This window comes from Bacillus sp. EU52 (genome assembly GCF_037964975.1).
Lineage (GTDB): Bacteria > Bacillota > Bacilli > Bacillales > Bacillaceae > Bacillus > Bacillus subtilis.
The window spans coordinates 3,048,396-3,061,058 of the sequence record NZ_CP150177.1; the positions used below are offsets into that span (position 1 = coordinate 3,048,396).

The window sequence follows — 12,663 nt, forward strand, 5'->3', positions numbered from 1 at the left end:
TTTCACCCTCTCTTCGAAAGAGGAACAGCTGTCACCTTCACCTTTTTGTCCTCAAGAGCTTTTACCGATGCCGGATCAAGTCCAGAATCCGTAATTAGGCGGCTGACATCTTGCAGCGAGGCTATATGTGAAAACTCGCGGTTCCCCCATTTGCTTGAATCGGCCATCAAAATGGTCTGGTCCGATCTTTCAATCATCCGTTTTTTGAGCAGCGCCTGCCACTCATTTGAATCACTCATCCCGTTGTGTACGTCAAATCCCTTACATGACAGAAAGGTTTTATTGACATGATAGGTCTCTAGTGAACGCTCTGCTAACGGGCCGGCAAACGATAATGATTTTTCCAGCAAAATGCCGCCTGTTGAAATGACTGATATGTTTTCTTTATTGCTGAGTTCAATAGCTGCTTTCATTGAGTTTGTAATCACGGTGAGCTCAATGTCAGGGAGTATTTTTGCCATGTACCAAGCGGTTGTGCTTGCATCGAGAATGATTCGGTCTCCGCTTTTTACATATTTGGCCGCTTCGTGAGCGATGGCTTTTTTTTCGATGACATTCGTGATTTCCCGTTCAGAAAAATGAATTTCTGATTCCTTCTGCTGAATACTGACCGCTCCTCCGTGGCTCCGGCTCAGTTTATGTTCTTTTTCAAGCTTTTCAAGATCACGCCGAATGGTTTCCTCTGTGACTGAAAATATGTCACTTAATTCGGAAACGCGGATGCTTGAACGCTTATTTACTATTTCCACTATTTTTTGCTGCCGTTCTGCTACTAGCATCGGTAACGCCCTTCCTCATATCGTAGTCCGTCTTATATTTTTATCATAGCATATTTCTAACGCGTAAAAGCAGCAGGGACGCCGCCGTCTACCGTGATCATGCAGCCCGTTGTTTTTTCGGCTTTGGAAGAAGCGAAGAATGCAATGGCTTCGGCAATATCCTCCGGGTAAATATTGACGAGCAATGCTGTCCGTTTCCGGTAATGTTCCTCCAGCTGATCCGGTTCAATCCCGTACGCCGCGGCTCGTTCCTCCCGCCAGCTTGAACCCCAGATTGCCGATCCTTGAAGAACTGCATCAGGCAAAACGGAGTTGACCCTAATGCCGAATTCTCCGCCTTCTGCTGCGATGCATCTTGCTAAATGGGTTTCAAGCGCCTTAACCGAGCTGTAGGCAGAGGCGTTTTTTCCCGCATAAACCGAATTTTTCGATCCGACAAATACCATGCTTCCGCCTCTATTTTGATGTTTCATCTGTTTAAACGCTTCACGGGCTACAAGGAAATAGCCTGTTCCTAAAACATTCATATTAAGATTCCATTCTTTTAGACTTGTTTCGTCAAATGGGCTTGATGTGGCCAGCCCGGCATTATTGACGACGATATCAATGCCGCCGTAAGCAAGCGCCGCTCGTTCAAAAGCTGACTGTACGTCTTCCTCCTTTGTCACATCCATTTTGACAGCCATTGCCCGTCCTTTTCCATATGCATCGTTTATTTCCCCGGCAATTTTCTGTGCGCCTTCTATATTCAGATCAGCTACGATCACGTGCCCTCCCTCAGCTACAAATCGGCGGCATGCTGCACTGCCGATTCCGCCGGCTCCTCCAGTTATCAACGCTACTTTTCGGGAAAATTCTGCTTCCGGCGGGGCCAGCGTGAGTTTATATAGTTCGAGCGGCCAATATTCGACATGGTAGGATTCATTTTCATGTAAAGAAACAAATTGCCCCAGAGCGGTTGCTCCTTTCATTACGGCGATGGCCCTCCGATATAAATCCCCGCTTACTTTAGACATCGCATAACTTTTTCCTGCATTCACCATTCCGATTCCCGGAATCAATATCACCCGCGGGGCGGATTCAAAGATTTGATCCCCATCCTGCTGATTGCGTGTAAAGTAAGCCTGATACTCTGATGTAAAGGTCTCGACTCCTGACTTGATCAGATCTGCAAGCTTGTGCACATCTTGAGTTTCCGGATTCCAATCAATGTACAGCGGAACCCGTTTTGTGTGAACAAGGTGATCCGGGCATGCCGCACCGATTTGCGAAAGTGCTGACGCTTGGACACTGTTTACAAATTCCAAGACATCGTCATGATCATCATAGGAAAGGATCATTTTCTTTTCTTCACTTACTGCTCCTCTGATCACAGGCATGATGCCTGCCAAGATTTGTTTTCTTTTATCCTCCGGCAGCGGCTGATACCTTTTGCCTCCGAATACCTCATGCTGATTGATACGATCGTTAATATACTGCTCGGCTTCTTGAATGATGGATATCGTTTTTTGATAACATGTTTCAGACGTCTCTCCCCAAGTGACTAAGCCGTGTTTCTCCATTAATACAAGCTCGGCGTGGGGATTGTTTGCTACGCCTTCAGCGATCATTTTAGACAAAGTAAATCCAGGACGGACGTATGGCACCCATACAAACCGATTTCCGTAAATGTCTTCAGCGATTTGTTTTCCATTATCCGCACAGCATATGCTGATAATCGCATCTGGATGGGTATGGTCAACATGTTTGTATGGCAGAAAAGCGTGTAATAGCGTTTCAATTGAAGGGCGGGGATGTTTGCTGTCTATCATACAATGAGACAGGTAGTCTACCATTTCTTCATCTGGCATTTGGTCCCTTTTAATCAGCGGGCGGATATCATCTAATTTCAAACCGGTAAAGTTATGCGCTTTCATTGCTGCCAAATCCGAACCGCTTCCTTTTACCCACATGACTTCTATTTCACGGCCTCTAAAATCCTTTTCCGTTGTTTTCATAGATGTATTCCCCCCGCCCCAGTTGCAGACAGTGCGGTCTGACCCGATCAGATTGGACCTGTACACCAATTCCTCTACACCTTTAGGCAGCCGTGCAGCTCGCTCTGAATCCCATATATGTTTCGCCATATTTGATATTCCTCCATCCCCTTTTATTTGTATCCGTTTTCATTATATATGATTTCTGTTTGTTTTTGAATTGTTTTTGTTTATTTTTGCTTTTAACAAAAAAGAAAGCAGCAGATATGCCGCTTTCTTTTTTCATTATGATTCTATTTTAAATTTCTTCGTAATGTCCTGAAGTTCTTCCGCCATGTTTGCCAACGTTTCCGCTGAAGAGCTGATTTCTTCCATGGACGCAAGCTGTTCTTCCGCCGAAGCTGCGATATCCTGAATGCCTGCTGAGCTTTCTTTCGCCACTGCAGAAATATCTTCAACAGCACTTGACACTTCCTGTGATCCGGCTGACAGTTGTTCAACCGTCGCGTTCAAGTTTTGCAATTCGCCGGAAATTTGGGTTGTCATCTCATAGATTTGTTTAAAGCTTTCCGCTGTTTGATCCGTAATCTGCAAGCCTTCTTTCACTTCATGATTCACGGATTGGAACATTGAAAGTGAGGTGCTGATTTCCCTGACAATCTCTTGAATTAATCCTTCAATTTCCTTGGCGGAGTCTGCTGATTGTACAGCAAGTTTTCTAACCTCTTCCGCAACTACTGAGAAACCTCTTCCGTATTCTCCCGCTCTTGCCGCCTCAATCGCAGCATTTAATGCAAGCAGGTTGGTTTGATCAGCAATGCCATTAATCACATTCAAGATGCTTGTGATATCTTGCGATTTTGTTTCAAGGCCCTTCACAACCGCTTCCGCTTTTTGAACGGATTGGTCAATTGTTTTCATCTGGCCGACTGTATGCTCCACCAGCTTTTCTCCGCTGCCCGCTGCCTCAGAGGACTGAATCGATGATTTCGTAATGGTTGAAGAGGCCTGAGCCACTTTTGAAATCCCCTCGTTCATTTGAGAAAGATGATTTGAGCTTGTTTCCAGTTTCTCGCTTTGTGCCTCGTTGCCATCTGAGAATTGTTCGATGGCAAGTGTAATATGTTCAGTTGCCTTGCTCGTTTGGGCTGCGCTTGCCGTCAGCTCCTCAGAAGATGAAGCAACGTTTTCTACAGACGTTTGAATAACGCCGATTACAGAACGCAATGATGCAGACATTTCATTAAAGCTTTCGCCAAGCTGGCCAAACTCGTTTTTCGAGTGAATGTCAATGACTTCTGTGAGATCTCCACTGCTGATTTTTGCAGACGTTGAGACAAGTTTTCTTAACGGCTTGGTGATGGCACGAATAATATAGAGTATGAGTATGCCGCCGATTACAATTGACACGCATAGAATGATAACCGCAGTGTTCAGCACCGGACTTGAAGCATCTTGCAATTCACTGACAAAATATGTGCCTGCGATTTTCCAGCCAGTCAGTTTATTTGTCGTAAAGGCCATTTTCTTTTCTTTGCCTTCGAATGTATATTCAAATGAGCCTTCTTTTTTGGAATATACTTGGTTTGTCCAATCGCCGGATCCAGTTGTCCCCGGCTTAATGGTCGGATGGGCGATATATTTTTTGTTGCCTGTCGTAATAAATGCAAAGCCTTCTTTACCGATTTTGATTCTTTGTGATGCAGTAAGCACTTCATCCAGGTTTAAATCAAGCGCTATAACCCCTGAACCGTCTTTTAATTGTTTTGAAATTGTGACAACGATATCTCCTGTCGCTTCATCAGTATACGGTTCTGAGAAAACAGCTTGTCCTTTTTCCGCAACCGCCTGTTTGTACCAGTCACGTCCTGTCGGATCGAAACCTTTCGGAACACCGCTATCCGGATATTTATAAAGCTTCTTATCTTCTGAAGCAGCATAGATTGCGCCTACATCGTCGTTAAGTGTCGTGTACTGCTTAAATTTCTCTTTCAGTAATGTTTTGTTTTTGCCTAGCAATATGTCTTTATCGACTGTCTCACTATAATAATCTATTGCTTTCACTTTATCTTCTAATTTATTTTGCAGCGTACTGTTTAGTTCTTCAACATTTCCCTTTGCACTGCTTATGAGCTCTCTGTCTAACGCGTTCCAAGCTGATTGATAACTGAAATATGCTAAAACCCCAACCGGCAAAATAAGCACTGCCAGAAACGCAGCGATTAGCGGTTTGCTGATCGATGGCTGTTTGATCCAATGTATGAATTTTCCCATTCTTGTTGACTCCTCCTTTAAGATAAATCTAATATCGTCAAACTAGGATAAAAGGTTTAATAAAAAAACTAAAAAAAACACCCAAGCGTAACAAGCTTGGGTGTTAAGGCTTATTATTCGATTTTGAATCGTTTGGTCATATCGCGAAGCTCTTCCGCCATAGACGAAAGGGTCTCTGCAGACGAGCTGATTTCTTCCATGGAAGCAAGCTGCTCTTCGGCTGACGCCGCGATATCTTGTATATGCGCTGAGCTTTCTTTTGAAATCGATGCAATGTGCTCAGACGCTCCCGAAACTTCTTCGGAGCTGGCAGAAAGCTGCTGAACCGTCGCACTCATATTTTGCAGTTCGCCGGCGATTTGGTTCGTCATTTCAGAAATGCGTTTGAAGCTCATTTCTGTTTTATCTGTGATGTCAAGTCCTGTCTGCACCTCTTGATTGACAGATTGGAACATGCCGAGTGATGTATTGATTTCCTTCACAATTTCGATGATTAATCCTTCAATCTCTTTTGCTGAATCTGCTGACTGTACTGCCAGTTTTCTTACTTCTTCCGCTACAACGGAGAAGCCGCGGCCGTACTCGCCTGCGCGCGCTGCTTCAATTGCTGCGTTTAAGGCAAGCAGGTTCGTCTGGTCTGCGATGCCGTTGATCACACGCAAAATGTTTGTAATATCTTTCGATTTCGTTTCCAATCCGCGTACGACTTGCTCCGCTTCTTTAACGGACTTGTCAATGACATTCATTTGGCCGACGGTTTGATGAACAAGCTTGCCGCCTTCACTTGCAATTTCTGTCGATTGAACAGATGAATCAGTGATCACTTCAGAAGCTTGAGCCATATTCGTCAACCCGTCATTCATTTGATAAATGTGCTCTGCTGCCGTTTCAATGTTTTCGTTTTGTTTTTCATTGCCGTTAGAAAATTGTTCAATCGCCAATGTAATGTGCTCTGTTGCCTTGCTCGTTTGCGCAGCTGATGCAGTGAGCTCCTCAGAGGAAGCGGCAACATTATCTACCGAATCCTGGATGGCGTGTATGAGAGAACGAAGTGACGACGCCATATTGTTAAAGCTTTTGCCGAGCTCGCCCAATTCATCTTTTGAACGGATATCAATGGTTTCCGTCAAATCTCCCTCGCTGATCCGCTTAGAGGAACCGACAAGCTGTTTCAGCGGTGTTGTAATCGACCGAATGATCAAAGTCATGACGATAATCCCTATGATAATAGCTGCGGCCAAGACAATTAAAGCAAGGTGAAGGACAGGCTGGGCTGCCTCATGGATTTCATCCAAATACATGGTGCCGCCGATCTTCCATCCCGTCAACTTGTTTGTGTCAAAGGCCATTTTTTTCTTATCGCCGTCCATGGTGTATTGAAAATCGCCTTTATCAGCGTTCAGCATCTTATCGAGCCAGTCGCCTTTTAATTCAGTTCCTGATTTTTCATTAGGATGAGCGACAACTTTTTTGTCCTTCGTCATGATAAATGCGTAGCCTTGTGTGCCGATGTTGACTTTTTTGGTTGTTTTCAACAGATTTTCAATCGTCATGTTGATTGCGATAACGCCTGAACCATCTTTTGTCTGCTGGGCGATTGTCACAACCATCGTATTTGTAGAAGCAGTTTTATAAGGATCTGTCACAACGACTTTTCCTTTATTTGCAACCGCTTTTTTGTACCAGTCGCGTTCAACCGGATTATAGCCGCTTGGCATCGGAAGATCCGGATAGCGGGTAAAGTGTCCTTTTGTGTCGCTTGTATAAATGGATTCTACATCCTTGTTAAGGCTGATATATTGTGAGAATTTCTCTGCAATGCTTGCATTGCTTTTTGCATTGTATTTCTCTTTTGTCAGCCATTCGCTGAAATAATCAGCACTGTTTTCTTTTTCGCCGATGCTGGTGTTAATGATTTCGTTTAATTGCTGTACATTTTCCAATGCGCTCCCCATCATCTGTCTGTCGAGTGAGCTACTAGCCGATTGATACGCAAAGATCGCCAATATAACAACCGGTATGATGAGGATCGACAGAAAGGAAACGAGAAGCTTCCGTGTAATTGATCTTTGTTTTATGAGTTGGAGTATTTTTTTCATCATTCATTTCTCCTTTTTTATGCTACCCTTCATATCGGCTGGAAATGGGTAAATATATACAGCAAAAAAGAAGAAATTTAACAAAAGTAACTAATTTCCCATAAATAAATAGTATTTTAGACCTATTATTTATCTACTTTAAATTGTTTTGTCAGATCACGGAGTTCTTCAGACATTCTTTCAAGCGTCAGTGCAGATGAACTAATCTCCTCCATGGATGCCAGCTGTTCCTCAGCTGAAGCAGCGATATCTTGGATGCCATCCGAGCTTTCCTTAGAAATGGCTGTGATATCATTTGAAGCTGCGGAAATTTCTTGAGCTCCCGCTGACAGCTCCTCAACCGTCGCATTCATGTTTTGCAGCTCGGAAGCAATTTGATTGGTCATTTGCGATATATGTTTGAAGCTCTGTTTAGTTTCATCCGTCATGACAAGCCCTGTTTCAACTTCTTTGTTTACGGACTGAAGCACGTTCAGTGATGTGTGAATTTCTTTTACTATTTCTCTGATCAGCGATTCAATTTCTTTTGCCGAGTCAGCCGACTGTACCGCGAGCTTTCTCACTTCCTCAGCGACGACTGAGAAGCCCCGTCCGTATTCACCCGCTCTGGCCGCTTCAATGGCGGCATTTAAAGCCAAAAGATTGGTTTGATCCGCAATACCGTTGATGACACGCAAAATATTTGTGATATCCTTTGATTTGATCTCCAGCCCTTTCACCACTTGTTCCGCTGCTTTTACGGAATGGTCAATTGTGTTCATTTGGCCGGCTGTTTTCTGGACGAGTGTCTCCCCTTTACTTGACACTTCTGTTGAATCTGCGGATGTTTCTGTAATCACTGCTGCTGCCCGCGCCAGCTCTGCCAATCCGTCATTCATTTCATTAATTTGTTCGGTTGTCGTTTCTATTTTCTCGCTTTGGCTTTCGCTGCCGTTTGAAAATTGCTCGATAGCCATCGTAATGTGCTCAGTGGCTCTGCTTGTCTGGTCTGCCGATGCAGTCAGCTCTTCAGACGATGAGGCAACGTGCTCTACTGAGTCTTTGATCCCGTGAATGAGCGAGCGAAGCGAGTGTGCCATATGATTGAAGCTCTCGCTCAGAACGCCGAGTTCATCTTTTGAATTGATTTCAATCGTTTCGGTTAGATCGCCTTCACTAATTTTTTCAGCGGATGCGACAATGCGTCTCAATGGCTTTGTGATGGATCGAATCACAAAATAAATCGCCGTCATTCCAGCTGCGATGGCAATCGCCAGAACGATTGAAGCCATGATCAGAACCCTGCTTGCAGCATCGTGAATCTCGTTTGCATACATCGTGCCGCTGATTTTCCAGCCTGTTGTTTCGCTTGTTGCAAATGCCATTTTTTTCTTTTTGCCTTTGTACGTATATTCAAAGTCCCCGCTTTTATCCTTGTAGAGCTTATCAACCCAGTCCCCTTTTAGCTCTGTTCCCGCTTTTTCTCCGGAGTAGGCGATGACTTTCTTGTTTTGGCTCAAAATAAAAGCATAGCCTTCTTTTCCGATATTGATTCCTTTCGCGGTAGTGACTAAGTCATCAATTTTCATATCAATGGCGACAACGCCTGACCCATCCACCGTTTGACGGGCGATGGTGACGACCATTTTTCCTGATGAAATCGATTCATAAGGCTCAGTGACAATTGTTTTGCCTTTATTGGCCATTGCTTCTTTGTACCAATCTCGTTCCAAAGCATTAAAGTCGCTTGGCATGTCAGCGTACGGATAACGTGTGAAGTCCCCGTCTTTGCCGCTTGAAAATACCGCAGCGACATTATCATTCATTTGGATAAATTGTTTAAACTCCTGTTTCAGCTCTGATTTCTTTTTATCCTGAAACTTTTCTTCTGTAGCCCAATCGCTGAAATACGCGAGGCTTTTTTCAGTCGTGCTGATTTTATCATCGATGATGTGATCTAATATCTGAACATTTTCCTTTGCGCTTTGCGTCATCTGTACATCAAGTGAGGCAACTGCTGATTGATAAGCGCTAACCGAAAGGGCGGTTATCGGAACAATTAAGATCAGCAGGAAAGAAATAATAAGTCTCCTTGCAATTGATGATCTGCGAATAGTGGTGAGTGTTTTTTTCATTTCCTTTTGAACCTTCTTTCAATAATTTACAAATTATATCGGCAGATCTTCCTTTAAATTACATTGAAAATGGAGGAAAAAATGAAAAATAGTTCTAAATTCACCTGTTAAACTAGGACTTTATTATTGTTTACCATATAAAAAAACAGCGCTTTGATAGCGCTGTTTTTCGATTTTTACTCGATTTTAAATTGTTTCGTCAGATCGCGAAGCTCTTCTGCCATCTGCGCAAGAGTCGTCGCTGAGGAACTGATTTCTTCCATGGAAGCAAGCTGTTCTTCAGCTGATGCGGCAATGTCCTGGATGCTTGCCGAGCTTTCTTTCGACACGTCTGCAATGCCACTGACTGCTGCTGAAACATGCTGTGAACGGTCTGACAGCTGCTCGACGGTGGAATTCATCGTCTGCAGCTTGCCCGCGATTTCGTTTGTCATGCTGAAAATGCTCTGGAAGCTTTCTTTTGTATTGTCTGTGACAACAAGTCCGGACTGTACTTCCTGATTGACCTCTTTAAACATGTGAAGAGAGGTTTCGATTTCTGCGACGATTTCTTGGATCAGCTTTTCGATTTCTTTTGCTGAATCGGCTGATTGGACAGCCAGCTTGCGCACTTCCTCCGCTACGACAGAGAAGCCGCGTCCTGATTCTCCAGCACGCGCCGCTTCAATGGCTGCATTTAGTGCAAGCAGATTTGTTTGGTCAGCGATTCCGTTGATGACTCTCAAAATGCTTGTGATGTCTTTTGATTTTCCTTCTAAGCCTTTGACAACAGCTTCAGCCTGCTGAACAGATTGATTAATCGAGTTCATTTGTCCGACTGTCTGCTGCACAAACTTCTCACCCGTTCCGGCGATTTCCGTTGATTGGATAGATGCCTTTGTAATATCTGACGATGTTTGTGAGACTTGCTGGAGTCCTTCATTCATTAAGTTCAGCTGATGAGAGCTGGATTCAACCTTTTCGCTTTGCTCCTCGTTTCCGTTTGAGAACTGCTCAATCGCCATCGTAATATGCTCGGTGGCTTTACTCGTCTGCCCGGCAGATGCGGTAAGCTGTTCGGAAGATGCGGCCACATTGTTCACCGAGTCCTGAATAGCGCTGATCAGAGAGCGGAGAGATTGTCCCATTTCATTGAAGCTTTCCCCAAGCTCTCCAAGCTCATCCTTTGAATGGATTTCGATCGTTTCGGTCAGATCCCCCCTGCTGATCGTTTTCGATGATTGAACAAGACGTTTTAACGGTTTTGTAATCGAACGAACGATAAACAGAATTAAAATTCCGCCTGCCACAATGGAAGCAATCAGCACAATCATTCCTGTTGTCAGCACAGACTTTGAGGCATCCTTAATTTCATCCATATACATTGTGCCGGCTATTTTCCAACCAGTCAGTTCGTTTGTAGTATAGGTCATCTTTTTATCTTCGTTATTAAGAGTATACTGGAGTTCACCGCTGTCATTCGCATACATTTTGGCTACCCAGTCGCCTGAAAGCTTTTCTCCAGCCTTATGGTTCTTGTGGGCGACATAGGTTTTGTTTTTTGTTGCAATGAAAGCATAACCTTCTTTTCCGACCTTGATTTGTTTCATTTGTTCTAACAATTTATCAATGGTAATATCCATGGCGACAACGCCAGATCCGTCCTTCAGCTCCTGTGCAATGGTAATGACCATGCTTCCGTCACTCGCAGCCACGTAAGGATCTGTCACGACAATTTCACCGCCGGCCTTCATCGCATCCTGGTACCAAGGCCGTTGTCTCGGGTCGTATCCTTCCGGCAATTTTTCTTTTGGCGCTTGTACATAAGTGCCGTTATCTGCGCCCCCATAAATTCTGGCTACTCCTTGATTAATAGATACATATTGTGAAAATTTAGCTTTGATCTCTTCTTGATTCGATTTCCCTTTGAATGCGGATCTTTTAAGAGATTCACTGAAAAAGGTGACTGCTTTCGCTTTTTCTCCCAGATCATTTGTAACAGTTGTATTAAATGTATCGACACTGTTTTTCGCATTTCCCATAATTTCCTGATCCAACTTTCCGCTGGCGCTTCGGTAAGAGCTAAATTCTAATATAAGAATAGGGATAATGAGAATCGCAATAAATGAGACGATTAATTTCTTTGAAATAGACGGTTTCTTCAACCAATTGATAAAAGTCTTCATGTCACTTGCTCCTTCAGGTTTGATACAGTATATATCGGCTGCTTAAAAAAGTTTTAAAATAAAAATGGAAGAAGTTCTTTTTGGCTGTCTTCTGTCTTTTTAACTTTCATTGCCCAAGCTCTTTGCATATCTTATAAAAAACAAGGGGGGCTAAACATGATTATTGTATCAGGACAATTGCTCCGTCCCCAGGATATTGAAAATTGGCAGATTGATCAAAATCTGAACCCGCTGTTAAAAGAGATGATTGAGACGCCTGTTCAGTTTGATTATCATTCAATTGCTGAACTGATGTTTGAGCTTAAACTGCGGATGAATATTGTAGCAGCGGCAAAGACGCTGCACAAAAGCGGGGCGAAGTTTGCCACTTTTTTAAAAACATACGGGAATACAACGTATTGGAGAGTTTCACCGGAGGGCGCCTTGGAGCTGAAATACAGAATGCCGCCTTCAAAAGCGATTCGGGACATTGCAGAGAACGGCCCGTTTTATGCGTTTGAATGCGCAACCGCAATCGTTATCATTTATTACTTGGCCTTAATCGATACAATCGGTGAAGATAAATTCAATGCCAGCTTTGACAGAATTATTTTATATGACTGGCATTATGAGAAATTGCCGATATATACGGAAACAGGACACCACTTTTTCCTTGGAGATTGTTTGTATTTTAAGAATCCTGAATTTGATCCGCAAAAGGCGCAATGGAGAGGCGAAAATGTGATTTTACTGGGGGAAGATAAATATTTTGCCCATGGTCTTGGAATCTTAAACGGAAAGCAAATTATTGATAAGCTGAATTCTTTTAGGAAAAAAGGAGCCTTACAGTCAGCCTACCTTCTGTCTCAGGCGACCAGACTGGATGTTCCGTCTCTTTTCCGCATCGTCCGCTAAAAAGCCCCATCGCCTATTTTCGGGACGATGGGGTTTCAAATGCCTTTCGTTTTCGATAGAAGGGGGCTGTGCCGAAATATTGGTTCGCAGCCCACTCCATTTTTTCAAGGTCGTTTCTTGTCACGATTGGATCCAGGCTGCTCCATTTGATAAAGCGGACAAAATAGTAGCCTTTGATAGGAGCCATTGTAACTTTTGAGTGAGGCCAGCCTTCAAATACAAACTCAATTTTCCCTCTTTTTTTATAAGAATATTGAAGAATGTTCATATCTGTCACCTCAGTTTATCAAGTTACGTTCGGCAAAGCTCGGTACGTTTACATCCATTGATTGACTATCCCTCATGCAGGCTTTCCTGAAAAC

At 43.5% G+C, this 12,663-nt stretch carries 8 protein-coding genes; 1 reads left to right on the forward strand and 7 read right to left on the reverse strand.

Features of this window, described 5'->3' with window-relative positions:
- Positions 1-2 precede the first annotated feature (2 nt).
- From rhaR to mcpB, 6 genes are all read right to left on the reverse strand, one after another.
- Complete coding sequence (gene rhaR / locus NSU05_RS15720) at positions 3-779, reverse strand: rhamnose catabolism operon transcriptional regulator RhaR (protein WP_029318508.1); 777 nt, start codon at positions 777-779, stop codon at positions 3-5.
- Positions 780-835: 56 nt separating this feature from the next.
- Positions 836-2,905, reverse strand: coding sequence for a bifunctional aldolase/short-chain dehydrogenase (locus NSU05_RS15725; RefSeq protein ID WP_339204116.1), 2,070 nt, complete (start codon positions 2,903-2,905; stop codon positions 836-838).
- Positions 2,906-3,040: 135 nt separating this feature from the next.
- Positions 3,041-5,029, reverse strand: a complete 1,989-nt coding sequence (tlpB, locus tag NSU05_RS15730) for a methyl-accepting chemotaxis protein TlpB (protein WP_038429524.1) — start codon at positions 5,027-5,029, stop codon at positions 3,041-3,043.
- 113 nt (positions 5,030-5,142) lie between these two features.
- Positions 5,143-7,128, reverse strand: a complete 1,986-nt coding sequence (mcpA, locus tag NSU05_RS15735) for a methyl-accepting chemotaxis protein (protein ID WP_017695501.1) — start codon at positions 7,126-7,128, stop codon at positions 5,143-5,145.
- 125 nt (positions 7,129-7,253) lie between these two features.
- Positions 7,254-9,242, reverse strand: coding sequence for a methyl-accepting chemotaxis protein TlpA (tlpA, locus tag NSU05_RS15740; RefSeq protein WP_038429525.1), 1,989 nt, complete (start codon positions 9,240-9,242; stop codon positions 7,254-7,256).
- A 176-nt stretch (positions 9,243-9,418) separates the two neighbouring features.
- Complete coding sequence (gene mcpB, locus NSU05_RS15745) at positions 9,419-11,407, reverse strand: methyl-accepting chemotaxis protein McpB (protein WP_015714604.1); 1,989 nt, start codon at positions 11,405-11,407, stop codon at positions 9,419-9,421.
- Positions 11,408-11,563: 156 nt separating this feature from the next.
- Between mcpB and NSU05_RS15750 the strand changes: the two genes are divergently transcribed.
- Entirely contained in the window at positions 11,564-12,301 is a 738-nt protein-coding gene (locus tag NSU05_RS15750) for a protein-glutamine gamma-glutamyltransferase (protein WP_003228904.1), read from the forward strand.
- A gap of 13 nt (positions 12,302-12,314) precedes the next feature.
- Here NSU05_RS15750 and NSU05_RS15755 read toward each other — a convergent pair whose 3' ends face one another.
- Entirely contained in the window at positions 12,315-12,569 is a 255-nt protein-coding gene (locus tag NSU05_RS15755) for a hypothetical protein (RefSeq protein ID WP_003242211.1), read from the reverse strand.
- Positions 12,570-12,663 lie beyond the last annotated feature (94 nt).